Source organism: Vescimonas sp., from assembly GCF_057856985.1.
The window spans coordinates 219,222-244,548 of record NZ_DBLZXX010000001.1; the positions used below are offsets into that span (position 1 = coordinate 219,222).

The window sequence follows — 25,327 nt, forward strand, 5'->3', positions numbered from 1 at the left end:
TGTGGGGGCGCGTGGAGTATGAGGAGACGTTGGGCGGCATTTTTGCTGGCACTGGCCGTGGTAGGCGTGCCGTCATGGCTGGCGGTGCAGTTGGCGGGGGCGGCGGCGCCCGCGGCCGGGGAGGATGCCGTACCGGTGCTGGCGTCAGCCGCGGTGCGGGCCGGTACGGCGATGGAGGCGGCGCTGTCCGCCGCAGAGCCGCTGGATGCGGCGGTGCAGCAGCTGCGGGACAGTGTGGACGAGACGGTGGAAAAGGCGCTGCACAGCGGCCCGCCGGCGGACATCGACCTGAGCTGGTGGCAGGCCCGCTATCCCGACATCATCGGCTACGTGTACTGTCCGGGAACGCCCATCAGCTATCCGATCGCCTACGATGGCAACAACGAATACTACCTGCATCACGATCTGGACGGCAATTACAGCGAGTACGGCACCATCTTTCTGGACGCCCGGGCGCCGCGGGATTTCAGCGCACAGTGCAATATGCTGTACGGCCACCACATGAAGGACCGCACCATGTTCGCGTCCATCGACGGCTACAAGGAGCAGTGGTATTACGACGCGCACCCGTGTCTCTACGTCTACACCAACGCGGGGACGTATCGGGTGGATCTGTTCGCGGGCCTCATTGTGCCCGGAGAGCACGAGGTATTCAACACATCGTTCCAGACTGTGGATCTGGAGCGGTTCATCAGCCAGTCCACGTTCTACGCGGGACGGGGCATCCCCACGGGACGCATCGTGGGGCTGTGTACCTGCTCCTACGAGGCGGACAACTACCGGTATGTGGTGCTGGGCGAGATGACGCTGATAGCGGAAGGATAAGGAGCAAATGACAGAGCAGGAAAAGGAGATCTTGTATGCGGCCGTGATGAAGCGGGCCAACCAGAAGGACACCTTCGGCGTGGAGAACGGCATGCGCATCGTGGCCATGGGCGAGGGCTGGGCCCGTGGGGAGCTGCACACCGAGGTGCGGCACGGCAACCCCATGGGTATCGTACACGGCGGCGTGTACTGCACCATGATGGATCAGGTGGCGGGGACGGCGGCGTGCAGCCGCGGCGCGCTGTGCCGTACCGTCACCTGCGACGTGCGGTTTCTGGCGGCGGGCGCGGTAGGCGGTACGCTGACCTCCCACGCGGAGGCGGTGCGGATGGGTCACAGCATCGTGGTGATGCGGGCGTGGGTGGAGGATGACGGCGGCACCGTGTGCGCCGATGGCATTTATACCTTCCGCATGAAGGCCGAAAAATGAGAAAAAGAGGGGCGCTTCCCTTGGGGAAGCGCCCCTCTTTTTATGCGGTTCAGAACAGCAGGCCGTATTTGTCGGACAGGGGCCGGAGAACGGACTCCGGCAGGCTGCCCTCGTACAGGGCGCGGCCCTGATAGACCCGCAGGGCCTGCTCCAGCACGGCGGCATCGCCGCAGACCAGGCACAGGGGCTTTGTCAGCAGGTACTGGCAGTCCGCCAGCGCGTTTACGTCCGCCATGGAGGCAACGCGGAGGGCCACCATGGGGTCGTCCCGCTCCAGCGCGTCGGACAGGGCATCCTCCAGACCGGGGGTCACGTCCAGTACCGGCCCGTGGGCAGCGTTGGCGGGCAGCAGGGCGGGGAGCTTCTCTGTGGCGGCGGGCAGCAGATCTGTGTGCAGCGGGGCGGGAGGCGTGATGGCCGCGCCGTCCAGCGCACCGCGCAGGGCGGCAATATGCTCCGGCGTGGTGCCGCAGCAGCCGCCGAAGATCATGACGCCGGAGGCCAGCATGTCCGGCACCAGCGCGGTGAACTGCTTCGGCGTGCAGTCGTACACCGCCTTGCCGTTCACGATGGTGGGCATGCCGGCGTTGGGCTTGGCGATCAGGGGGATGCGGGCGTACTCCCGCAGGCGGCGGAGCTGGGGCAGCATCTGGTCCGGCCCCGCCGAGCAGTTGAGACCGAAGGCGTCGATGCCCATGCCCTGCAATACCAGCAGGGCGGCGGTGATGTCGGTGCCGGAGATGCTGCGGCCATTCTGGTCGCAGGTAAAGGTGACGAAGATGGGCTTGGCGGAGACGCTGCGCACGGCCAGCACGGCGGCACGGGCGTCGGACAGGGTCATCATGGTCTCAATGACGTACAGGTCCACACCGGCGGCTTCCAGTCCGGCTGCCTGTTGGGCGTAGGCGTCCACCAGCTGGTCGAAGGAGGTGCTGCCCAGAGGGGCCAGAAACAGGCCGGTGGGAGACAGGTCGCCGGCCAGCAGGGCCTTGCCGTCCGCGGCCTGACGGGACAGGTCCGCCAGACGGCGGTTATAGGCGGCGGTGTCCTCCGTTACGCCGTGCTCCGCCAGCTTCACGGCATTGCCGCCGAAGGTGGGGGTGTAGAGCACCTGACTGCCGGCGGCCACGTAATCGCGCTGGATGGACAGGATGCTGTCCGGATGGGCCAGCACCCACTGCTCCGCGCTGACGTCGCCGGTGTAGCCGCGCTTTTGCAGCTCCGTACCGGTGGCACCGTCCAGAATAAGGGGAAAATGCAGTTCCATATGTGAATACCTCCGTGATGGGATGAAAGGGCCGCGCCGTACTTGACAGGGGGGAACCAGATTTCTATAATGATACCACTACTTTAAGCAGTGCGGGGCTGCTTTGTCAAGAGTCTTTGTGAGGTGAGCGCGATGATGACAGCGAAAGAGATCTTTCTGGAGCTTCTGAAGCCGGACGGACAGCCGGACCGGCTGCTGCGGCAGTACGAGGCGCTGCACATGTGCCTGGGCGATCCCATCAACACCTACCTGCGGGGCAACCGGAAGCGGGGCACCGTCAGTGTGGACCGGTGGGGCACCACCATCAGCTTTCCGGAGGACGCGCCGGGGCCCATGCCCGTCACCCACGATGGCCTTGCGGTGTGCCCCGACGTGACGCGGTGGCGGGAGACGGTGCATGCGCCGGATCTGGCGGCCAACTGCGCGGAGGGCTGGGAGGCCGTCCGGCAGCAGGCGCGGGAGGCATGCGGGCAGGAGAAGCTGCTGGCAGGGTTCATGGGCACCGGTATTTTTGAACAGTGCCATTTCCTGATGGGCTTTGAGGACACGCTGACGGCGCTGTACGAGCACCCGCAGGAGATGCACGAGCTCATTGAGTACATCACGGAGTACCGGCTGGGATATGTGAAGCTGCTCATCGACAACCTGCAGCCGGACGTCATCTTCTCCCACGACGACTGGGGCACCAAGAACGCCCTGTTCATGCAGCCGGAGATGTGGCGGGAGTTTTTCAAGGAGCCGTACCGCCGGTTCTATGGGTACATCCGGTCCCGGGGCTGTATCGCCGTCCACCACGCCGATTCCTATCTGGCGCCTATCGTGGAGGACATGGCGGAGCTCGGCATCCAGGTGTGGCAGGGCGTGCTGCCGGAGAACGATATCCCCGCCTTACAGCGGCAGCTGAGGGGGAGACTGGTGCTGATGGGCGGCATGGGCGCCGCCATCGACCGCGCCGACGCGTCGCCGGAGGAGATACGGGACTACGCAAAGAACGTGCTGGCGGCCTGCGGGCCGCTGGGGCACTTCATCCCATCCATCACCTACGGACTGGCGGGGACGGTGTATCCCCACGTGGATCGGTATATCGACGAGGCCATCGACGGGTATAACCGGCAGGTACACCTGCCGAAGTTTGATCTGCCGCCGGTGCCGCGGCGGGTGCTGGCGCAGAAGGAGAGCGGCGATGCCGTCCGGACTGCGGAGAACGGCGACAACGCACTGGACCGCGTGGCGGCGGCCTTGCAGCGGGGACAGCAGAAAAAGGTGCTGGCCCTGTGCCGGGAGGCGCTGGATCAGGGCATTGCGGCGGCGGACATCCTGTCCGGCGGGCTGATGCGGGGCATGGACCGGCTGGGCGTGGACTTTTCCGCCGGTATCGCCTTCGTGCCGGAGATGCTGATGGCGGCGCGGTGTATGCAGGCAGCTCTGGAGCTGCTGCGGCCCCGCATGGCCGGCAGCGGCACGGAGAAGCTGGGCCGCGCCTGCATCGGTACGGTGCGGGGCGATATGCACGACATCGGCAAGAATCTGGTGAAGATCATGATGGAGGGCAGCGGTATTGAGGTGGTGGACCTGGGCGTGGACGTGGCGCCGGAGAAATTCGTGGAGGCCGCGCTGCACCAGAACTGCGGCATCATCGCCTGTTCCTCCCTGCTGACCACCACCATGCAGGAGATGCGGGACGTGGTGCGTCTGGCGGAGGAGATGGGCATCCGCGGAAGGGTGAAGATCCTGGTGGGCGGCGCGCCTATCAGCCAGAGCTTCTGCGACGAGATCGGCGCAGATGCCTACACCGAGGACGCGGCTTCGGCGGCCCGCGAGGCGGCCTCCATGCTCCGCAGAGGGCAGTAAGGGTATGAAGAAGTATCTGCCCTCGCTGGCGCTGCTGGCGGTGTTCGAGACGGTGGCCGTGGTGCTGTGGCTCACCAAGGACAACCTGTTCTACCTCTTTAATTTTAGCTATATCGGCGGCTCTATCGCCCTGGGGACGGCGCTGTTCGTGGGAAAATACAAGCACGCCCGACGGGTGACGCAGCTGCTGGTGGGATCGTATATGCTGGTGTATCTGGGCCTGATCTGCGGGGAGAATATGCAGATCGAGGGGTTCTGGTACTACCTGTTCACCGGCGTGTTCGAGGCGGCCACCATCCACTACGCCGTGGCCAAGATCTTCGGGCCGCTGCTGTTCGGGCGAGGCTGGTGCGGGTACGCCTGCTGGACGGCCATGGTGCTGGACTTCCTGCCCTACAAGGTGCCGCAGACGCCGCGGAAGCCCATCGGCTGGCTGCGGTACGTGACGTTCACACTGTCGCTGGCCTTTGTGGCGACGCTGTTTCTGGCCAATGTGGGGCACCTGGAGCGCATCATGTTCTGGGCCTTTGTCATCGGCAACGCACTGTACTACGGGGCAGGTATCCTGCTGGCCTTTGCGTTTCGGGACAACCGCGCCTTCTGCAAGTACCTGTGCCCTGTGACGGTGTTCTTAAAGCCCATGAGCTATTTTTCCCTGGTCCGTATCACCTGCGACAAGAGCAAATGCGTGTCCTGCGGGCGGTGCAGAAGGGTGTGCCCCATGGAGGTGGACATGACGGACAACTCCCGCCGACGGGCCAACGGCACGGAGTGCATCCTGTGCATGGAGTGTGTGAAGAACTGCCCCAAGGGGGCGCTGTGAGAAAAAAAGAGTACGGACGCGAAAGCGTCCGTACTCTTTTTGTTACATGCTGCGAATATCCTTCAGCAGGTCCTCCAGGGACATGGTGCGCACGTCCTCCTCGTCCTTGGGAGTGGGCTCGTCCGCCAGTACCTGATCCACCGTGTCCGCCAGCAGGTCCTTGTCGGGAGCGGCGGGCTGAGGCGCGGGCCTGACGGTGGGCTCATCGTCCAGCGGGATGTCGAAGTCCTTCCAGTCACGGGCCTTGGGAGCGGGCTGCTGTACCGGCTCCGCCTGACGGGGCACGATGCGGGGCGCGGGGCGGGAACGCTCCGGCGCAGGGTGACGGCGCTCGCGGCGCTCCTCGCGCTCCTCGCGGTGGTCTCTGCCGCCGCGGTCGGGGCGGTCATCGCGGTCATCGGGGCCGTTGCCGTCATCATCGGGACCGCCGCCGGTGCCGCGGCCGATGAACAGGCCAAGCAGGAACAGCAGGGCGGCCACCAGCACCACGCCGCCGATCAGGGCGACCACGGTGCGGACCTCACCCAGCAGGGGCAGCTTGATGCTCACGGGGATCTGGAGCATGGGAGTCTCCGGCTCGGGCTCGGGCTCCGGTTCCGGCTCCGGTTCCGGCTCCGCCGCGGAGATCACGGGCAGGGTGCCGGTGTACTCCGGCATACGGACCACATGGACGGTGTACTCCAGTTTGGTGGTCTTGTCCTCGGCGGTGCATACCACGGAGATGGGGTTGTCGCCCTCCTTGTCCAGCGTGATGTCGCCGGTGCCGGTGATGCCGCTGGACTTGCTGTCGTTGGCGGAGGCGTTGACCTTCACCGTTTTTGTCTCAAAGGGCACATAGGCCACATAGTCGTGGACGGTGCTGCTGAAGGCGGGACTGAGGGTCGCACCCTCAATGCCCAGCGCCGACAAAGCGGCATCGGTGGAGGCCTTGTAGTTGGGGTCCTGCTCGCGGGTGACCTCAATGACGTAGGACTTGGTGGTGCCGTTGGCCGCCGTGACCTTCAGGGTGACGGTATTGACGCCTACGGCCAGGTCATTGCCGCTGATGTTGACGGTCTGGCCCTTGTCGTTGCGGTTATAATCCAGACTCAGCTTGGACACGCTATAAGGGACCTTGGCGGTGTAGTACGTGGTGCCGGAGGAGAAGGCGGGGGACAGGGTGGCGTTGCCGCACATGATGGCGGACAGGGTACAGTCGCCGCTGGGCGCGGCGGCCACGCTGCCGGTCCAGCTGGCGGTGCCCACGTCGATGTCGGTCTCGCCGTCGGAGGCTACGATGTTGCTGAAGCTGGCGCTGAGGGCCGCGCCGCCCTGAACGCTGGAGGATACCTTCAGCGTCACGGTGATGATGCCGCCGCTGGCGCTGTTGGTGCCATAGACGCTGAAATGGTTCTGGTTCACCAGGATGCTCCAGCCGCTGACGGAGCAGGAGTAGTTGGTGAAGGTCAGGCCGTCGCCGCAGTTCAGGTCCGCCGTCAGGCCGAGGATCTTACTGTCCACGGACAGGGTCAGCGTCACGGAATTGCCGGCCTGGACGCTGCTGCTGCCGGAGAGGGACGCGCCGGCGGCCTCCGCCCGCTGGGGCAGGATGGCCAGTACCAGCAGGCACGCTGTGACCAGGGAAAGGGCGGTGCGAAGCAGTTTGTTTTTCATGGAGTACCTCCTGCTCAGATGGTGCGCTGGCCCACGGTGACCTGGGCCGCCTGGACCACATCGGTGATGGTGACACGGCCGTCGCCGTTGATGTCGGCGGCCTTCAGAGCGGCCTCGTTCAGGTCGCCTGCGCCGGCGGCGTAGTTCTGGAGCTTGACCACATCGGTGATGGTGATGCGGCCGTCGCCGGTGACATCGCCGGTGACGACGATGGTCAGGCTGGAGCTGCCGTCGACGGCGGTCATGCCCGTGCCCACGTAGCCGGAGGTGATCTCCTTCTTGCCGTCATACACGGTGTAGCCGGAGTCGTTCAGCGTCTTGACGGAGGTCTGGGGCGCGATACCGGTGAGGAACGCGCCGGAGGGCTCCGTGGGATCGCCGCTGCCGTGGTCGGATTTGGCGGTCTTGGTGAACTGGGCGGTGTAGGTGATGTCCTTGGTGCCCATGTAGGTGGCCTTGGCGGCAAAAACGTCGCCGTTCTGATCCACCCAGTTCTTGAAGCTGTACGTGTACTTGCTGTCCGCCGCCTTCACGGGGTTGGCAGGGGCGGTGATGAGATCGCCCTGGGCCAGCTTGAAGGTGCGGACCGTCTCGCCGTCCACCTGGAAGGTGACGGTGTAGAGGTCGCCGAAGCGGGCGTAAAGCGTGTGGTTAGAGGCGGCCACCGGCGAGTTGGGGGAGATCTCCGTGCCGTCCTCGCGGTACCAGCCCTGGAAGCCGGCCTCGTCCACCGTGGGCAGCTCGCCATAGGTGTCGGTAAGGCGGTACATGCGGCTTTCGACCACCACGTCGCCTATCTGGAAGGACACGGCGTACTCCTCGTCGGAGAGGTCGCCGGGGCTGAAGGAACTGTTGGCGTTGACCTTGAACTGGGACTCCGCCAGAGTCACGGTGCCTGCGCTGTTTGTCGCGGTGATGGTCAGGGTGTACTCGCCGACGCTGAGGCGGCTGAAGGCGCAGGCGCTGTCCAGCTTCCACAGGTCGTAGGAGTAGACGGTGCCCTTGATGCTGCTGGTGGCGGTAAAGCCGGTGCTGCCGCTGGAGGACACCGCCTTCACGGTGACGCTGGTGATGGGCAGGCTGCTGGTGATGACGCCGCGGACGGGGTAAGAGGATTTATTGGCCAGCAGTTGGGTTTCATTGCCCTCGCTGCCGGGGTAGAACAGACCCTCGGCGCCCCAGACACTGCCATCGGCGGTGAGCTGGAGCTTGGTGGCGCCGGCGGTGTCCTTCACAGTGGACACGCTGTTGTCCGCGAGCGCCAGATAGCGGCCGGTGGCGCGGTTCTGGAGATAGTAGGGGCTGTCGCCGGTGAGGGCCCACAGCTGCTCGTTGCCGGCAGTGGCGGAGGCCAGCGTGACCTTGCCGCCGTTATCGCTGAGGCGCTTATCGCCCACCGTCAGGGTGTAGTAGCCGCTGGCGAAGTACGTCAGCTGCACGGAGGCGGCAGAGGAGATATTGGTAAGACCCGACAGGTCGGCGGCCATGCCGCGGTCCGTAGTGCCGCGGGGCGACAGGCGGTAGGCACCGTCGGCCAGCGGGGCGTCGGAGTTGGCGTAGAGCATTACCAGCGCGTCCGCCGGCTCATTGACGTGCAGGCGGCTGTACACGCTGAGCTGCACGTCGCCGGAGTTGGCGCTGAAATAAGCCATGGATTGGCCGGATACGCCGTATTTGCTGGCGGTGTCGCCGGTCATGCGCTTGGGCTCGGGGGTCTTGTCCAGACGGCTGCACTCGGCGTAGATGGCCTGGATCAGCTGGGCCTCGCTCTGGTTCTTGAAGCCGCCCAGAGAGTCGAAGGCACGGAGGATGACGCCGGTGGCGCCGCTGCGCCCATCGCTGCTGCTGGCGCCGCGGATCACACCTGCGCCGTGGTGGACGCTGCGGCTCCAGAACACATTGCGCAGAGCCACGGAGTAGTCATCCAGATCGAAGGAGGGGACGGCGGACTTGATGTTCTTCAGCAGGTCCGCATAGGCGTGGGTCTCCCAATAGTCCTTCTGGGACTGCATGAACTCGTCGGGGTAGTCGTCGGCCACGCTGCGCCAGGTGGCGTTGAAATTGCTGCCGTAGCCGGGCGAGTACTTGCCGTTGCGGTCGTAGGCGTAGGCGTTATACAGCGTGTCGCCCATGTCGCGGTAGATGGAGCCGGAGTTGAACTCCTGCAGCCACTGGACGAAGCTCAGGGGCGTGCCGGCGTTGCTGGCGAACATATAGATGCCGTAGGACGTGCCGCCGCTGTCGCCGCGGACGGTGGAGACGTAGCCGGGGTCGGCGCTGTTGCCCGTCTCGTAGTACTGGCTCAGGTCGCCCAGTCCCGCGTTCTGCCAGTTCTTGCTGGCGGCCAGCAGCGCCGTGGCCAGCAGGCTCAGCACCACGGCGGCGGCCAGCACCATGGCGGTGCTCCGCTTCATCCTTTTCATCGCATACACCCTGCCTTTTCAGTAGTCGTCAAAGCGGCGGAGAACGCCGCTGATTTACATAATAATCACTGACAGTATACCATTCGTTCCCGCTGTTGTCTACCGGAAATGCGGGGAAAAACGGAAAAAGGAGGAAATTTTGCCGCCGCAGGAAGAACAGGGTGGAAATATGGCGGAAAATATCGTATAATGTCCGCTGTAACACCAACGAGCACAAGGAGAATTTGCCTATGTCAACAAAAGAGAAAACCGGCAGCGCCGGCCGCACCGCGGGGATCCTCTTTATCCTGCTGGCGCTGGCGGCGGTGGCCGTTCTGGGCGTGTATATCTGCCGGCAGCTGCAGCCGCCGAAGGCGCCGGAGACGGCCATCGGCTACGTGGCGTCGGAGACGGCGTCCGCGCCGGTGTACGACGCCGACAGCGGCGCGGAGCTGGGCGTACTGGTGCGGGGCAGTCAGGTGGCCTACGTGGCCGCAGACGTGGAGACGCCCCGTGAGGACGGCCGCGTCCGCGTGGTCAACGGCGAGGGGTACGTCCTGCTGGACGCGTCCCATCTGGCCGATGATCTCAGCCGGACGGTACAGGTGGAGACGGTGTACGCTCTGCGGGGCATGAGCCTGCTGGATGAGACCGGGGCTGTCCCGGGCTGCGCCGTGGAAAAGGGCATGGCCCTCGCCGTCACCGGCTTCGACGGGCTGGACGAAAACGGCGAGGTGCTGCGCTGGCAGGTGTCCTGCCAGCGGGGCGAGGGCTATATCGCCGCTGCCAACGTCCGCATGACAGAGGACGAGGCTCTGACCCAGTACGATGCGGAGCTATATCAGCTCCACGCCTCCCGCGGCGACAGCTGGGGCGGCGGCGATGCAGCGGGGCTGGACTACTACCCTGTGGAGAAGGGGGCCATCGAGGGCAACGTCATGCCCGATGAGGTGCGGGCCCTGTACCTCAACGGCTCCGCCGTCCAGTACGCCGACAGCTACCTGCGCGTGGCGGAGGGCAGCGGCGTCAATGCCTTCGTGGTGGACATCGTAGACGGTACCGCCGTGTCCTACGCCTCACCGGTGATGCAGCAGTACAGCCCGTCCGCCTACGCGGCGGCCATGGACACCAGAGAAAACTTCCAGACCAACATTCAGAAGCTGAAGGCTGCGGGATACTACCTCATCGGACGCATCACCGTGTTCAACGACGCCCATCTGGCGGCGGACCATCCGGAGCAGGTCATCTGCGACCTGGAGGGTACGCCTCTGAAGATCAGCTCCATGTACTGGCCCAGCGCCTACGACCGGACGGTGTGGCAGTACAAGGTGGATCTGGCGCTGGAGGCGGCGGCTCTGGGCTTCAACGAGATCCAGTTCGACTATATCCGCTTCCCCGATGGGGCGTATAGCTACGAGAAGGCGGGGACCATCGACTACCGCAACGCCTACGGCGAGAGCAAGGCTCAGGCGGTGCAGAGGTTCCTGCTGTACGCGGCGGAGCGGCTCCACAGCGCGGGGTACTATCTGTCCGGCGACGTGTTCGGCGAGTGCGCCAATCCCTACGTCACCGCCTGCGGCCAGTACTGGCCGGCCATCAGCGCGGCGGTGGACGCCATCTCCGGCATGCCCTATCCCGACCATTACAGCGCCCAGGGGGACTACAAGCCCTGGGAACACCCCTACGACACGGTACACATGTTCGGCGCGGCCGCGGCGGCGCGGCAGGCGGAGACAGCCTCTCCGGCGGCGGTGCGCACATGGATACAGGCCTACAACGCCATCCGCGAGCCGTACAACACCTACGGCGCGGCGGAGGTGGCGGCGGAGGTCCGAGCTCTGCGGGACACCGGCTGCAGCGGCGGCTTTATGACGTGGAACGGCGGCTCGGACATCAACAAGTACCAGAGCATCATCAGCGCACTGAGCTGAAAAAAGAGGGAGAACGCGGAGCGTTCTCCCTCTTTTTTCATGATGTGTTACGCCTGCGGCGGCAGGCGGATGCTCCCGTGCTCCTGTTCGTAGGCGGCCACGTATTGCTCCAGCGCGAACTCTATCTCCTTGTTGGCGGAGCGCTTGTGCGCGGCCGCGAGCTGCTTCACCTTGTCCAGCAGCTCCTCGGAGACCCGCAGCGAAAACGGCGTATAGTAGTTTGCCATGACATCACCCACTTCAATTTGATGGCTTGATGATATCATTCCGATGCTGTATAATAAGAATTCAAAATGATATCAAAAAAATATCAAATAAGAAAGGGAGGACGAAAATGGCGGACTACAAGGCGATGTATCTGGCGGCCATGGATGCCATGGAGCGGGCCATCGAGACACTGACAGCGGCCCAGCAGAGGTGCGAGGACCTGTACGTGGCCAGCAGCGGGGAAGGAGCACCGCTCTGGCCGCAGGCGGCGCGGCCTGCGGAGGAGACGGACGATGCGTAAATAAAAAAGAGGGAGAACGCGGAGCGTTCTCCCTCTTTTTTCGTGACACGCTACGCCTGACGCAGACGGGTTAGCCCAGCTGTGCGGCGGCTTTGTCCGCGTAGCTGTTGTCTACCAGCTGGGTGAAGTCCACCCAGTCCTCCTTCTGCAGCTCACCGGCCTCGGTCATCACCGTCTCCAGACGCTCCAGCGCGGACTGCTCCATGCGGGGTACCTCGTTCCAGGCGTCGATCTGCCGGTGACGGGCCGTGACGGCCTCCAGCACGTCAAGGCTGGTGTCGGGGAACTGATCGCAGATGGCCTCCGCCACCTCGCGGTCCGTGTGCTCCGCGATCCAGCGCTGGGCCCGGGCAATGGCGTTGGTGAAGCCCTGCACCACGTCGGGATGCGCGGCCATATAGCTCTGACTGGCGAAATAGGCAGTGTAGGGGATCTCGCCGGAGGCTTCGCCGATGGAACACAGGACGTAGCCGTGACCGGCCCGCTCCACCTCGGTGGCGGTGGGCTCAAACAGCGTCACATAGTCCCCCTGACCACCGGTGAAGGCACCGGCCATCATGTTGAACTGCACGGAGGTGTCCACCACCGCGTCCACCTGCGGCACCACGCCGTTCTGCTTCATGACGTACTCCAGCGTCATCTCCGGCACACCGCCCTTGCGGCCGCCGATGACCGTGGTGCCCCGCAGGTCCTCCCAGGAGAAGCTGCCGCCGGTGCGGCCCACCAGGAACGAGCCGTCCCGCTTGGTGAGTTGGGCAAAGATCACGGGGTGGTCGTCCTTGCCCTGATTGTAGATATAGATGCAGCTCTCCGGCCCCGCCAGACCGATGTCGGCGCTGCCGGACACCACGGCGGTCATGACCTTATCCGCCCCGCCGCCGTTGGTCAGCTCCACGTTCAGCCCCTCGTCGGCGAAGAAGCCCAGGCTCATGGCCACGTACTGCGGCGCGTAGAACACGGAGTGTGTCACCTCGTTGAGCCGCACCGTGGTGGCACCGCCGCTGCCGCAGCCGGTGAGCAGCACCGGAAGCAGCAGGGCGGCGACGCAGAAAAATGTCAACAGTTTCTTCATGATCGTACCCCCCAATAGTGATTCAGGATATTTTCCGCACGCAGCACCAGCAGGTACATCAGCACCGCCGCAGCCGCCAGGATCAGCACGCTGGTCATCACCAGATCCATGTTGAATACCTGAGAGCCGTAGACGATGAGATAGCCCAGACCGGCCCGCGAGACCAGAAACTCACCCATGATGACGCCCACCCACGACAGGCCCACGTTGACCTTCAGCGTGGAAAACAGGGTGGGGCAGTTGGCGGGAAACACCAGCATCCACAGGATCTGATGCCGTGTGGCTCCCAGCGTGCGCATCAGGCGCACCTTTTCCGGATCGGTGGCCCGAAAGCCGGTATACATGTTCAGAATCGTCACGATCAGCGAGATGGCCAGCGTCATGGTGACGATGGCCCCCGCCCCGGCGCCCATCCAGACGATGAAGATGGGGCCCAGTGCCGTCTTGGGCAGGGCGTTCAGCACTACCAGATACGGGTCTAAAATGCGGGCCGCCGTGTCCGACCACCACATGAGGATGGCTGCCGCCGTGCCCAGCAGGGTGCCGGCGGTGAAGCCCAGCACCGTCTCCAGACACGATACGCCGATGTGGTGCAGCAGCTGGCCGGAGCGGCACAGCGACCAGAATGTGGCGGCCATGCGGCTGGGGCAGCTGACCAGAAAGCCATCGGACAGGCCGGTGCGGCAGCTCAGCTCCCAAAAGCCGAACAGGCCGATGAGCAGCGCGAGCTGCCAGATGCGGACCCGCCGCTTCTGCCGCCGTACACCGGCCAGATAGGCCAGACGGCGGGGCGACAGGGAAGCGTCAGCCATGAACGTCCAGCTCCTTCCATATCAAGTCGAAATAGCGGTGGAACTCCGCTGTGCTTCGCCGCTCCAGCGGCGGCAGGCCACGCAGCGCGCCCATGTCCAGAACGGTTTTCACCACGGCGGGGCGGGCGGACAGCACCACCACGCGGTCGGACATGCTCACCGCCTCCGCGATGTCGTGAGTCACCAGCAGAGCCGTCTTGCCCTCCTGGCGGATGATACGCCAGATGTCCGCCGATACCGCAAGGCGCGTCTGATAGTCCAGCGCGGAAAACGGCTCATCCAGCAGCAGGATCTCCGGATCTGAGGCCAGTGTCCGGATCAGCGCACAGCGCTGCCGCATGCCGCCGGACAGCTGGCAGGGCCGCTTTCCCGCAAAGCCCGACAGCTCGTAGCGGTCCAGCAGCTCCCGCACGTGGTCATAGGCGGCGCTCCCTCTCTCGCGCTGCACCGCCAGACCCAGCGTTACGTTGTCCCAGATGCTCTTCCACTCAAACAGCTGATCCCGCTGGGGCATGAACCCCACGCGGCGGGAGGGGCCCGTCACCGGCTGACCCGCCACGTTGACGGTACCGCCGGTCAGAGGCTCCAGCCCGGCGATGGCGCTCAGCAGCGTGGACTTGCCGCAGCCGGAGGGCCCCACCAGACTGACGAACTCCCCCTGCGCCACGTCAAAGGATACGTCGCGTACCGCCTCCACCTCCCCGTCGGGAGCCTGATAGCAGGCGGCAGCATGACGGAGATGTATGCTCATAAAACCTGTGACCTCCTGTCACAAAAAATACGGAGAGAGCCTCTCCGTTCTCATTCTATGCCCTGCGCCGCGGCGGGTGAAAAGATTTTCCGCGAAATACAAATTCCCCGTTGACAAATACCGGCAGGCGTGGTATAACGTAACCAACCTACCGGATAGGTAGTAATTACGAAAGAAAAGGGAGGGCGGGCCATGAGACGCCGGAAAGGGCATACGTATCTCCGATGTTGCGGCGGCAGCTGTTTTCCGCGCCGGAGCGCACCGCAGACCATCTGAATAGACAACATATGTGATATCGAAAAGGAGAATCGTTATGTCTAACATTTACACTTCCGCTGACCAGCTGATCGGTAAGACCCCCCTGCTGGAGCTGACCCATATTGAGAAGAAGTTCGGCCTGAAGGCCAAGGTGCTGGCCAAGCTGGAGTACTTTAACCCCGCCGGCAGCGTCAAGGACCGTATCGCCAAGGCCATGATCGACGACGCCGAGGCCAAGGGCCTGCTGAAGGAGGGCAGCGTCATTATTGAGCCTACCTCCGGCAACACCGGCATCGGTCTGGCCTCCGTGGCCGCCGCCCGGGGCTACCGGATCATCATCGTGATGCCGGAGACCATGAGCGTGGAGCGCCGCCAGCTGATGAAGGCCTACGGCGCGGAGCTGGTGCTGACCGAGGGCGCCAAGGGCATGAAGGGCGCCATTGCCAAGGCCGACGAGCTGGCCAGGGAGATACCCAACAGCTTCGTGCCCGGCCAGTTCGTGAACCCCGCCAACCCCAAGGCCCATTTTGAGACCACCGGCCCCGAGATCTGGGCCGATACCGACGGCAAGGTGGACTACTTCGTGGCCGGCGTCGGCACCGGCGGCACCGTCACCGGCGTGGGCCAGTACCTGAAGTCCCGGAACCCCGCCGTAAAGGTGGTGGCGGTGGAGCCCAAGTCCTCCGCCGTGCTGTCCACCGGCGTGGCCGGTTCCCACAAGATCCAGGGCATCGGCGCCGGCTTCGTGCCCGACGTGCTGGATACCAAGGTGTATGACGAGATCATCCCTGTGGACAACGATGACGCCTTCAAGCTGGGTAAGGAGGTAGGTCACAGCGAGGGCGTGCTGGTGGGTATCTCCTCCGGCGCGGCGCTGTGGGCGGCCATCGAGCTGGCCAAGCGCCCCGAGAACGAGGGTAAGACCATCGTGGCCCTGCTGCCGGATACCGGCGACCGCTACCTGTCCACGCCGCTGTTCGCGGACTGATAACGCAGCGATATAGAAAGGCGGAGTGCTTCGGCACTCTGCCTTTTGCGGCGCAAAAAACCTCCCACGGCCCCGCCGTGGGAGGTTTTTTCAGATGACGTAGTTGTCGCCCTGAGGCGTGTTCATCAGGTCCGCCAGCGTGATGTCGGAGAAGTACTGCCGCGTCATGTCGTAGTATCCCCGCCACACCGGCAGGGTGCGGCACTCCGCCGCCTGCCGGCAGGGTGCGGCGTTCCGCTGGAGACAGGACACCGGCGCCAGGTCGCCCTCCGCCAGCGTCAGAATTTCCCAGAGGCTGTACTCCTCCGGCGGGCGGGTCAGGCGGTAGCCGCCGCCTGCGCCGTGGACGCTGTCGATGAGCCCTGCCGATTTCAGGGCGGGCATCAGGCGCTCAATGTATTTCAGGGAGATGTCCTGCCGCGCGGCCACTTCCTTCATGGGAATATAGCCGCCGTTGTGGTGCTCCGCCAGATCCAGCAGGATGCGGACGGAGTAGCGGCCCTTGGTGGAGATCATGGGAACGCCCCCTTGTCATAAGATGCCCCTATTATATACCGATATGGTAGGAAATGCAAGAGCGGTTGACAGCGGCGGAACGGCGGGCTATGATGCAGGGAGAACGAGACGGGAGGGACCGAGATGGAGCAGTATTTTTCCGCACCCGGACGGGTGGAGCTGGGCGGCAACCACACCGACCACCAGCACGGCTGCGTGCTGGCCGCCGCCGTGGATCTGGAGATGCGGGCGGCGGTGACGCCCAACCATGACGGTGTGATCCGCGTCTTTTCCCAGGGCTTTGCACCGGTGGAGGTGGCGCTGGGGGACTGGACGCCCCGGCCGGAGGAGCGGAACACCACGGCGGCGCTGGTGCGGGGCATGGCGGCCCAGTTCATCCGGCGGGGCGCGGCCCTGACGGGGCTGGACATGCGCGTCACGTCTCAGGTACCGGTGGGATCGGGGCTCTCCAGCTCCGCCGCCTTCGAGGTGCTGCTGGGCAGGGTGTTCAGCGGCCTGTGCTGCGGCGGGAGCGTATCACCGGAGGACATCGCCCGCATGGGCCAGACGGCGGAGAGAGACTATTTCGGCAAGCCCTGCGGCCTGATGGACCAGATGGCCTCCAGCGTGGGCGGGCTGGTGTATATGGACTTTGCGGACCCTGTCCATCCGGCGACGGAGCGTATCGACTGCGATCTCGGCGCCAGCGGATACGGCCTGTTCATCGTGGACAGCGGCGCAGACCATGCGGACCTGACGGCGGACTACGCCGCCATTCCCGCGGAGCTGGAGCAGGTGTGCCGCGTCTTTGGCGCGGAGGTGCTGCGGCAGGTAGACGAGACGGAGTTTTACCGCCGCCTGCCGGCGGTGCGGGCCGCCGCGGGAGACCGGGCGGCGCTGCGTGCCATCCACGTATTTGACGAGAACCGCCGCGCCGCCGCAGAGGCGGAGGCACTGCGAAAACGGGATTTTCCGGCGTTTCTGGCGCTGGTCAACGCCTCCGGCGCGTCGTCATGGCAGTATCTCCAGAACGTGACATCGGGGGACCCGCGGCAGCAGGCGCTGGCGGTGACGCTGGCCGTGTGCCGCCGTGCCCTGGGCGGACAGGGTGCCGTCCGTGTACACGGCGGCGGCTTCGCCGGTACGGCGCTGGCCTTCGTGCCGGATGACCGCCGTGAGATGTTCCGCCGGACGGTGGAGCAGACGCTGGGGGTGGACAAATGTCGCCTTTTGTCCGTCAGGAATCCTCTTGCCCACAGCGGCAGATACTGTTAAAATAGGCAGCAGAAAAAAGAGAATGGGAACGATCACATGACCAAACGCTTTCCCGCGTTGGAAAGGAGCACATAAAACATGAGAAAGACCAAGATCGTATGTACGCTGGGTCCGGCCACGGACAGGGAGGGCGTGCTGCGGGAGATGATGCTGGCCGGTATGAACGTGGCCCGCTTCAACTTCTCCCACGGCACCCACCCCGAGCACAAGGCGCGGCTGGACGCCGTCAAGGCCCTGCGGGAGGAGCTGGACCTGCCGGTGGCGGCCATGCTGGACACCAAGGGGCCGGAGGTGCGGCTGCGCAACTTCAAAAACGGCTCCGTGGAGCTGACGGCGGGGCAGGAGTTCACCCTGACCACCGATGAGGACGTGGAGGGCGACGAGACCCGCTGCGCCATCAGCTACGCCGCGCTGCCCCAGGATGTCACCGTAGGCGACACCATCCTGCTGGACGATGGACTGGTGCGGCTGACGGTGCTGGAGACCACCAGTAAGACCATCCGCTGCCGCGTGGAGAACGACGGCACCATGAAGAACCACAAGGGCGTCAACGTGCCCGGTGTGTCGCTGTCCATGCCCTACATGAGCCAGCAGGACAGGGACGACATCCTGTTCGGCGTGGAGCAGGGCTTCGACTTCATCGCCGCCAGCTTCGTCCGCTGCGCCGCGGACATCCGCGAGATCCGGCGGGTGCTGGACAGCGTACACTCTCACATCCGCATCATCGCCAAGATCGAGAATCAGGAGGGCGTCAGCAACCTGCGGGAGATCCTGGCGGAGGCGGATGGCGTTATGGTGGCCCGCGGCGACATGGGCGTGGAGATCGACTTTACGGAGATCCCCGCCATCCAGAAGAATATGATCGCCCAGTGCGTGGCCTGCGGCAAGCCGGTCATCACCGCCACCCAGATGCTGGACTCCATGATCGAAAATCCCCGTCCCACCCGTGCCGAGATCACCGACGTGGCCAACGCCATCTATGACGGCACCAGCGCTATCATGCTCTCCGGCGAGACGGCGGCGGGCAGGTATCCGGTGGAGGCCGTCAAGACCATGGACGCCATCGCCCGCAAGACCGAGAGCAGCATCGACTGTTCCCGCGTGGCGGTGCTGCCCGCCCATACCCACCTGTCTGTGACGGCGGCCACGGCCCATGCCGCCTGTACCACGGCGGAGGACATCGGCGCCGATGCCATCCTCACCGTCAGCCAGGGGGGCATCACGGCCCAGATGGTCAGCCGGTTCCGTCCGGAGGCCACGGTGGTGGCCCTGCTGCTGGACCCCCAGATCCGGCGTCAGATGGCGTTGTACTGGGGCCTGGTGCCCATCATGATGAAGCGGGCCGAGAACAGCGATGAGCTGGTACACTCCGCCGTGGAGACGGCGCAGCGGGCCGGCCTTGTGAAGCACGGTGATCTGGTGGTCATCACCGCCGGCGTGCCGGTGGGCGTGTCCGGCACCACCAATATGATCCGTATCGAGCAGGTGGGCGGTGCGCTGGTCAACGGCACCGGTATCGGCGACGGTACGGTGTCCGGCCCCCTGTGCGTCTGCCGCACGCCGGAGGAGGTGCCCCACAAGTTCCGCACCGGTGACGTGCTGGTGGTGCCCTATACCAACAACGACCTGCTGCCCTATATGAAGGAGGCGGCGGCCGTCATCAGCGAGGAGATCAGCCCCGAGGGCCACACGGCCACGGTGGGCCTGCTGCTGCACAAGCCGGTGATCATCGGCGCGGTACACGCTACCCGCCGTCTCAGCGATGGTGTGCAGGTGTCCGTGGACTGCGCACGGGGCATCGTGCAGGTCATGCCGCAGTAAGGAGGGAACGCATATGGTCATCGGATTTATCGGTCTTGGCAGCATGGCGTCCGCCATGGTGCGGGGCATCGCGGCGGCGCAGCTGGAGGGCGTGGCCCTCTGCGGCCACAACCCCCATCCCGAAAAGGCAAAGGCGCTGGCGGAGAGCTGCGGCCTGCGGCTGTGCGCGTCCAACCGGGAGGTGCTGGAGCGCAGCGATGTGGTGGTGCTGGCGGTGAAGCCTCAGATATTGGAGGGGGTGCTGGAGGAGATCGCGCCGCTGGCGGCGGGGAAGCTGTTCCTGTCCGTGGCGGCGGGGAAGGAGCTGGCATGGCTGTCGGCCCGGCTGGGCCATGGGTGCATCGTCCGCGCCATGCCCAACATCAACGCCGTGGTAGGCGCATCCGTCACCGGCTGGTGCGCCGGCGAACAGGTGACGGAGGAGCAGAAGGCTCTGGCGGCGCGGCTGCTGGGCACCTTCGGCACGGCGGTGGAGGTGCCGGAGAAGTTTATGGGCATCGTGGGCGCCATCGGCGGCGCCGCGCCGGCCTATACATACCTCTATATCAACGCACTGGCGGAGGCGGCGGTGCGGGCCGGTATGCCCAAGGGCATGGCGGTGGAGATCGCCGCGGCCATGGCGGAGGGCAGCGGCCGCATGGTGCGTCTGTCCGGCCAGCAGCCCTGGGTGCTGATCGATCAGGTCACGTCCCCGGGCGGCACCACGGTAGAGGGTCTGCTGGCGCTCCAGCAGGGCGGCTTTGAGTCCGCCGTTCACGGGGCGGTGCAGGCTGTGCTGGACAAGGACAAGCGCATGTGAAAAAATGCCCCGCGGCGCGTTTTTCCCTCGCCGCAGGGCATACTGTGAAAAAAGCAAAGGAGGCGGCGCCATGTGTACGGCGGCGACATATCAGACAAAGGATTTTTACTTCGGGCGGAACCTGGACTATGAGCGCTCCTACGGCGAGAGCGTGGTCATCATGCCCCGGAACCGGCCCCTGCCCCTGCGGCACGGCGCGGCGCTGGGGACCCACTACGCCATGATCGGCATGGCCCACATGCAGGATGGCTTCCCTCTGTACTACGATGCGGTGAACGAGAAGGGTCTGTGCATCGCGGGACTGAACTTCGTGGGCAACGCGGTGTACCATCCGCCCATGGCGGAGCGGGAGAATGTGGCCCAGTTCGAGCTGATCCCGTGGCTGCTGGGGCGCTGCGCCACGCTGGCGGAGGCGCGGCAGCTGCTGGAGCGGGTGAACATCACCGACACGCCCTTCTGCGCCGGACTGCCTGCCGCCCAGCTCCACTGGATGGTGGCGGACCGGACCGGCTGCCTCGTGGTGGAGTCGGTGGCCGACGGCGTCCGTGTCTACGACGATCCGGCGGGGGTGCTGACCAACAACCCGCCGTTTCCCATGCAGCTGTTCGCTCTGAACAACTACGCACAGCTGTCGCCGGAGCCGCCGGTGAACCGCTTCGCGCCGGCCCTGCCGCTGGAGACATACAGCCGCGGCATGGGGGCCATGGGCCTGCCCGGAGATCTGTCCTCCCAGTCCCGGTTCGTGCGGGCTGCCTTTGTGCGGGCCAATTCCGTGTCCGGCGACGGTGAGGCGGAGAGCCTGAGCCAGCTATTCCACATCCTTGGCTCGGTGGAGCAGCAGCGGGGCTGCTGCCGCCTGAACGACGGGGCCTGCGAGCTGACGCTGTACACCGGCTGCTGCAACGCCGACCGCGGCGTGTACTACTACACCACCTACGACAACGGGCAGATCACCGCCGTGGACATGCACCGCGCCGATCTGGACGGCGACGCACCGGTGAGCTATCCGCTGGTGACGGAGATGCAGGTGCGCTGGGAAAACTGAAAAGAGCGAAAAACAGGACCTCCGGCAGTGCCGGAGGTCCTGTTTTACGTGCGTGTCAGCTGGGCGCACAGCAGGCGGCTGACAGCGTCGGCCAGCCATCCGGCGGTGGGAATGCGCTCCACCGCTGCACCGTAGATCCGGCGGGCACTGTCCAGCTCCTGATCGGAGCCGGTGAAGATGCAGACAGGGCGGATACCCTGCCGCCGCAGCACCGCCGCCTCGCCGGCGGTGTCCTCCACACCCCGCTTGCCGCTGTAACTGTGCCCACCCAGCGGCAGGGCGCCCATGGGGATGCGCTGGTCATCGTTGGGGCTGGCATCGGACAGCAGCAGAAGCAGCCGGTTTTCCACGGTGCTGCGCCGCATGAGCCATCCCATGGCCCGCAGGGCCAGTCCGTCGCGGTTCCATCCGGCGGCGGTGTAGTCGAAGCAGGCGTCGTTCTCCTCGGGATGCCCGAAGTCCCGCAGGATGCGCAGCACGGTGCAGCCGCTGACGGAGCAGAAAAAGCTGACCCGCACGGGGATATGGCATCGCGTCAGGCTCTCCGCGATGAGGTATGCCTGGGTGGCCAGCTTTTCCTGCTGGAGATTCTGGGACGCGGAGGCGTCCAGCAGGATGTCCACTGACAGCTCGTCCGGCTGGTCCGGCTGGCGGCGCAGGAACACCTGCTCATCGTCCAGCGCCGCGGCCCGCCACGTCAGCTCCGGCCGCAGGCGGCCGCTGCGGGCTGCTGCGCCATCCTCGTCCTGCCGCAGCAGCAGGACGTTCTGGAGCTTCTGAGTCAGCTGGTGCAGCGTCATCTGATTCTGAGCCAGATGGGCCTGGTAGTAGGCGCGGTTTTTGGCCCGCTGCTGCCGGAAGTGCTCCGCGTCCCACGCGGCGGCGGGGCTGGGGGGACGGTCCGGCGGCGTGCCCCGGGTGAAGTGCAGGCGGCAGTTCCGGTGGGGGCCGGTACACAATAGGCGCTCCGCCTCCGCCAGCTCCGATGGCGTCAGCATGGACACGCCGAAGCAGTCCTCCACGTAGCGCCGCAGGATAGGCTCCGGCGTGCGGCCCTGCAGAAACGACAGGATGCGGGGCGTCTGGACGCCGCCTGTGCCGCCGCCCTCGGTATGGGACAGGGCCCGCAGGGCGTTGGGCTTCACGAACCGGATGCCGCCGCCCTTGGTCAGGGAGCGGCCTGCAAATGCCGCCCACTGGCGGTCGGTGACGCTGCGCCGCGCCCGATGGAAGTATTGGTACAGCAGCTCCTCCGTCCGGCGGGTCACGGCCTGCTCGTCCCAGTCGGGGGAGAAGGCCAGTCCGTCCAGCAGGGCGCGAAGCGACACGTCTCCGTCCTGGGGCAGACCCAGCACCCGCTGGGCCCAGCCGCGGCGCACCGCCTCCGGCGATAGGGGAGGCCCGCCCTCGCCGCCCTCCGCCAGCAGGGCGCGGGCGTACTCCTGCCGCAGGGCCGTCAGCACGGGACGTCGGGGCGCTTCCTTTTCATACAGCGCGTTTTCCAGCCCCATCCAGAACACATCGGCGTACACGCCGCCCTGCGGCTGCTGTTCAAAGGTGTGGAGCATGGGCTGGAAACGGGTGAAGTCGTAGTCACGGCTGGCAAGGCCGATGATGGTGTTCATATACAGGCGGGGGTCGCCGTCGGCGTCGAAGGCGGCCTGCTCCGGCGGCACGTCGTAGCGGCCCGCACCGTTCCAGATCTGGTTGGCGGCGCGGCGGCTCTGCAATTCCTGCCGGTCCATATCAGACTCCGAACAGCTGGCCGCGTCCGGCGTCCTGGGGGATGCGGGCCCACACCGTATCCGCCGCCAGCTGCCGCTCAAAGGGCTCGAAGGCTTTGTTGATGATACCCAGCTTCAGGGCCTGCCCCGTGGGGATACCCTCCCGTATCAGCCGCAGCGCCGCCAGCAGGCCCCGCAGGTCCAGCGTCTTGGTGGAGATCTCGCCGCTGTCGCACTTCTGCCGCAGGTCGTGAAACAGCAGGGCGAACTGCTCGGCCCACCTGGGCGTCAGGTCGGGGAACGTGCGGCGCAGCAGCTTCTGCAGATCCGCATCGGAGATCACCGGCATGTCCAGCACCACGAAGCGGGACACCAGCGCCTCGTTGAGCTCGCGGGTCCCCGCGTAGCCGTAATTCATGGTGCCGATAAAGCGGGCGGCATCGTCCAGCGTGATGCGTTCATATCCGGGCACATCGATGACGCGGCGGTGGTCCAGCGTGGCGTGGAGCACGGCCAGTGCCTCGTTCTTGGCCATATTCACCTCGTCCAGCACACCGAAGCCGCCCAGCCGCGCACAGCGGCAGATGGGACCCTCGCGGAACACCACCTCACCCTTTTGCAGGGTATCCGCGCCGATGAGGGCGGCGGCGTCCACGTTGACGTACATGGACACATCCCACACGGGGCGGCCGAACACGGCGGCCAGGTTCTCCGCCAGCACGTTCTTGCCGGTGGCCTTTGGCCCCGCCAGCAGCAGGTGCTGTCCGCACAGCAGGGCCGCCGCCGCGCTCTCCCAGACCTCCTTGCCGTAGTAGAGGCACTGGGGTACGGGAATGCGCGGCTGCGCCTCCGGCGGCACAGGGTGGGCCTCACGGAAGTGCCGTATCTCCTCCAGCAGCGCCGCGTCGATACCCTCGTCCTGCAATTCCTTCCAAATATCCATGTGTTCGCCCCATTTCACCGTTTTGATGCCCTGATTATATGCCAGACGGGCGCTAAAAGAGCGTTAAGGATGTGGAAAAGCGCGGAAAAGCAGGGGACCGTCTGATGGACGGTCCCCTGCTTCAGGAGAGACGGCTCGCGCCGGATCAAAGCTCTTCGTTGGGCTTGGAAAAGACCTTCTCCGCTTTGCGGGCATGGCTCCGCAGCAGGGAGGCGGCCAGACCGAACACGGCGGCGGGGATCAGCCAGCTCAGGCCCAGATCGTACAGGGGCAGGCTCTCCACCAGGGGAATGGCCACGCCGTTGGCGGTGAGGGTACACAGTACGCTGGTCAGCAGGGCGCCGATGGCGGCGCCGCGGCTGATGCGGTCCGGCAGATGGGGCGCCAGCAGGGAGATGAAGATCAGCACCAGCGTGGGAGGATAGATGACATCCAGCACCGGCGCGGCCACGGCCACGATGCGGTCCAGACCCAGATTGGACACCACGGCGCTGAACACGCAGATGGCGATGACGAACACCTTGTAGCTCACCTTGCCGCGGCACAGCTCGGTGAAATAGGCGGCGGCGGAGCTGGTCAGGGCCACGGCGGTGGTGACGCAGGCCAGACCCACCACCACGCCGAACAGCACCATGCCCACCTTGCCCATCAGGGCCTCAATGATGACCATGATCAGCTGGGCGCGGCCGATATCGTTGGTATACTGGGCGGACACGGTGGCGCCCAGATAGGCCAGCCCCATGTACACGACCAGCAGCAGGATACCCGCCAGCACGGCGGAGCCGCCCACCACGCGGAACTGCTTCCTGCCGCTGTCATAGCCCTTGGCGGTGACGCTCTGCAGCACGATGATGCCGAAGGGCAGGGCGGCCAGCGCATCCATGGTCTGATAGCCGGCCTTGATGCCGGTGACGGCCACGTTGGCGATCTGGGGCAGGGCGGAGGGCTCACCCAGCGGAGTGATGACGCCCTTGATGATGATGGCAAACAGGCCCAGCAGCAGCAGCGGCGTCAGGATCTTGCCCACGATGTCTACCACGGCGGATTCCTTGATGCACAGCGCCAGGATCAGCGCGAAGAACAGGATGGAAAACACCACGGGGCTCACGCCGGACAGGTTGGGGACAATGGCCATCTCATAGGTAGTGGCGGAGGTGCGGGGGATGGCCACCATGGGACCCACGCACAGGATAATGGCGGACATCAGTACCGCTGCGGGTATCTGGCCCACGCGGCTGACCACAGCCTCACTGCTGCCGACCCGCAGCAGGGCGAACATGGCCAGCATGGCCAGGCCGATGTCGGCAATGAAATAGGTAGCGAAGCCCGACACCCACTGGGAACCGGACTCCAGGCCCAGATAGGGCGGGAAAATCACGTTGCCCGCGCCGAAAAACATGGAAAACAGCGCGAAGCCAACCACGATGATGTCTCGGACGAGACTGGTTTTTTTCTGCATAATTCCTTTTCTCCTCTTTTGTTCCCGAATTTTGCAAGTCATGCAAAACTTAAATATAGGGTATCATTTTTTTCATGACTCCGGAAATGACCCTTATTGATGACCCCATTAAAAAAAGTGATGGTAGAAAGAGGATTGACAGAAAATATCATAGAATTGACGGGGAATTCACAAAAATCCCATTGAAAAGCAACG

At 65.1% G+C, this 25,327-nt stretch carries 22 protein-coding genes; 11 read left to right on the forward strand and 11 right to left on the reverse strand.

Going from position 1 to position 25,327, the window contains the following annotated elements:
* Positions 1-18: 18 nt before the first annotated feature.
* Entirely contained in the window at positions 19-825 is an 807-nt protein-coding gene (locus ACZM22_RS01020) for a class B sortase (RefSeq protein WP_489542808.1), read from the forward strand.
* Positions 826-832: 7 nt separating this feature from the next.
* Positions 833-1,255, forward strand: a complete 423-nt coding sequence (locus ACZM22_RS01025; RefSeq protein WP_489542809.1) for a PaaI family thioesterase — start codon at positions 833-835, stop codon at positions 1,253-1,255.
* Between the two features lie 49 nt (positions 1,256-1,304).
* On the opposite strand, the gene ACZM22_RS01030 is transcribed toward ACZM22_RS01025, so the two are convergent.
* Positions 1,305-2,522, reverse strand: coding sequence for a homocysteine S-methyltransferase family protein (locus tag ACZM22_RS01030; protein ID WP_489542810.1), 1,218 nt, complete (start codon positions 2,520-2,522; stop codon positions 1,305-1,307).
* Positions 2,523-2,654: 132 nt separating this feature from the next.
* Between ACZM22_RS01030 and ACZM22_RS01035 the strand changes: the two genes are divergently transcribed.
* Together ACZM22_RS01035 and ACZM22_RS01040 are read left to right on the forward strand one after the other, a co-directional pair.
* Complete coding sequence (locus ACZM22_RS01035) at positions 2,655-4,373, forward strand: cobalamin-dependent protein (RefSeq protein WP_489542811.1); 1,719 nt, start codon at positions 2,655-2,657, stop codon at positions 4,371-4,373.
* A 4-nt stretch (positions 4,374-4,377) separates the two neighbouring features.
* Complete coding sequence (locus tag ACZM22_RS01040; RefSeq protein ID WP_489542812.1) at positions 4,378-5,196, forward strand: 4Fe-4S binding protein; 819 nt, start codon at positions 4,378-4,380, stop codon at positions 5,194-5,196.
* Positions 5,197-5,238: 42 nt separating this feature from the next.
* Here the strand turns inward: ACZM22_RS01040 and ACZM22_RS01045 are convergent, their stop codons facing one another.
* Entirely contained in the window at positions 5,239-6,849 is a 1,611-nt protein-coding gene (locus tag ACZM22_RS01045) for a cadherin-like beta sandwich domain-containing protein (protein ID WP_489542813.1), read from the reverse strand.
* Positions 6,850-6,863: 14 nt separating this feature from the next.
* Complete coding sequence (locus ACZM22_RS01050) at positions 6,864-9,272, reverse strand: VgrG-related protein (RefSeq protein WP_489542814.1); 2,409 nt, start codon at positions 9,270-9,272, stop codon at positions 6,864-6,866.
* A gap of 230 nt (positions 9,273-9,502) precedes the next feature.
* Between ACZM22_RS01050 and ACZM22_RS01055 the strand changes: the two genes are divergently transcribed.
* Complete coding sequence (locus tag ACZM22_RS01055; protein WP_489542815.1) at positions 9,503-11,182, forward strand: putative glycoside hydrolase; 1,680 nt, start codon at positions 9,503-9,505, stop codon at positions 11,180-11,182.
* 47 nt (positions 11,183-11,229) lie between these two features.
* On the opposite strand, the gene ACZM22_RS01060 is transcribed toward ACZM22_RS01055, so the two are convergent.
* Positions 11,230-11,409, reverse strand: coding sequence for a CopG family ribbon-helix-helix protein (locus ACZM22_RS01060; RefSeq protein WP_483267157.1), 180 nt, complete (start codon positions 11,407-11,409; stop codon positions 11,230-11,232).
* Positions 11,410-11,516: 107 nt separating this feature from the next.
* Between ACZM22_RS01060 and ACZM22_RS01065 the strand changes: the two genes are divergently transcribed.
* Entirely contained in the window at positions 11,517-11,690 is a 174-nt protein-coding gene (locus ACZM22_RS01065; protein WP_489542816.1) for a hypothetical protein, read from the forward strand.
* Between the two features lie 70 nt (positions 11,691-11,760).
* Here ACZM22_RS01065 and ACZM22_RS01070 read toward each other — a convergent pair whose 3' ends face one another.
* The 3 genes from ACZM22_RS01070 to ACZM22_RS01080 are packed head-to-tail and all read right to left on the reverse strand — an operon-like array spanning position 11,761 to position 14,325.
* The gene (locus ACZM22_RS01070) at positions 11,761-12,762 is read right to left on the reverse strand and encodes an ABC transporter substrate-binding protein (protein ID WP_489542817.1); all 1,002 of its coding nucleotides are present in this window, start codon (positions 12,760-12,762) and stop codon (positions 11,761-11,763) included.
* Entirely contained in the window at positions 12,759-13,574 is an 816-nt protein-coding gene (locus tag ACZM22_RS01075) for an ABC transporter permease (RefSeq protein WP_489542818.1), read from the reverse strand. Before ACZM22_RS01075 ends, ACZM22_RS01070 begins: the two co-directional genes overlap by 4 nt.
* Positions 13,567-14,325 carry an ABC transporter ATP-binding protein gene (locus ACZM22_RS01080; protein WP_483267153.1) on the reverse strand — a complete coding sequence of 253 codons (759 nt, stop codon included), beginning with the start codon at positions 14,323-14,325 and terminating at the stop codon, positions 13,567-13,569. The genes ACZM22_RS01075 and ACZM22_RS01080 overlap by 8 nt, the downstream gene beginning before the upstream one ends.
* Before the next feature lie 313 nt (positions 14,326-14,638).
* Between ACZM22_RS01080 and cysK the strand changes: the two genes are divergently transcribed.
* Positions 14,639-15,571, forward strand: a complete 933-nt coding sequence (cysK, locus tag ACZM22_RS01085; protein ID WP_489542819.1) for a cysteine synthase A — start codon at positions 14,639-14,641, stop codon at positions 15,569-15,571.
* A 90-nt stretch (positions 15,572-15,661) separates the two neighbouring features.
* Here the strand turns inward: cysK and ACZM22_RS01090 are convergent, their stop codons facing one another.
* Positions 15,662-16,087 carry an RrF2 family transcriptional regulator gene (locus ACZM22_RS01090; protein ID WP_483267151.1) on the reverse strand — a complete coding sequence of 142 codons (426 nt, stop codon included), beginning with the start codon at positions 16,085-16,087 and terminating at the stop codon, positions 15,662-15,664.
* Positions 16,088-16,210: 123 nt separating this feature from the next.
* Between ACZM22_RS01090 and ACZM22_RS01095 the strand changes: the two genes are divergently transcribed.
* The 4 genes from ACZM22_RS01095 to bsh all read left to right on the forward strand — a co-directional run bounded on the left by ACZM22_RS01095 (position 16,211) and on the right by bsh (position 21,006).
* Positions 16,211-17,341 (forward strand): galactokinase, encoded by a 1,131-nt coding sequence (locus ACZM22_RS01095; RefSeq protein ID WP_489542820.1) that lies wholly within the window; start codon positions 16,211-16,213, stop codon positions 17,339-17,341.
* Positions 17,342-17,419: 78 nt separating this feature from the next.
* On the forward strand, positions 17,420-19,162 hold the full coding sequence (pyk, locus tag ACZM22_RS01100; RefSeq protein WP_489542821.1) for a pyruvate kinase: 1,743 nt from the start codon (positions 17,420-17,422) through the stop codon (positions 19,160-19,162).
* A gap of 13 nt (positions 19,163-19,175) precedes the next feature.
* Complete coding sequence (proC, locus tag ACZM22_RS01105; RefSeq protein ID WP_489542822.1) at positions 19,176-19,961, forward strand: pyrroline-5-carboxylate reductase; 786 nt, start codon at positions 19,176-19,178, stop codon at positions 19,959-19,961.
* A 70-nt stretch (positions 19,962-20,031) separates the two neighbouring features.
* The gene (gene bsh, locus ACZM22_RS01110; protein WP_489542823.1) at positions 20,032-21,006 is read left to right on the forward strand and encodes a choloylglycine hydrolase; all 975 of its coding nucleotides are present in this window, start codon (positions 20,032-20,034) and stop codon (positions 21,004-21,006) included.
* A gap of 44 nt (positions 21,007-21,050) precedes the next feature.
* On the opposite strand, the gene ACZM22_RS01115 is transcribed toward bsh, so the two are convergent.
* From ACZM22_RS01115 to brnQ, 3 genes are all read right to left on the reverse strand, one after another.
* Positions 21,051-22,751: a hypothetical protein gene (locus ACZM22_RS01115; protein ID WP_489542824.1), complete on the reverse strand. Its 1,701-nt coding sequence runs from the start codon at positions 22,749-22,751 to the stop codon at positions 21,051-21,053.
* 1 nt (position 22,752) lies between these two features.
* Entirely contained in the window at positions 22,753-23,673 is a 921-nt protein-coding gene (locus ACZM22_RS01120) for an AAA family ATPase (RefSeq protein ID WP_489542825.1), read from the reverse strand.
* A 145-nt stretch (positions 23,674-23,818) separates the two neighbouring features.
* On the reverse strand, positions 23,819-25,132 hold the full coding sequence (brnQ, locus tag ACZM22_RS01125) for a branched-chain amino acid transport system II carrier protein (protein ID WP_489542826.1): 1,314 nt from the start codon (positions 25,130-25,132) through the stop codon (positions 23,819-23,821).
* Between the last annotated feature and the right edge of the window lie 195 nt (positions 25,133-25,327).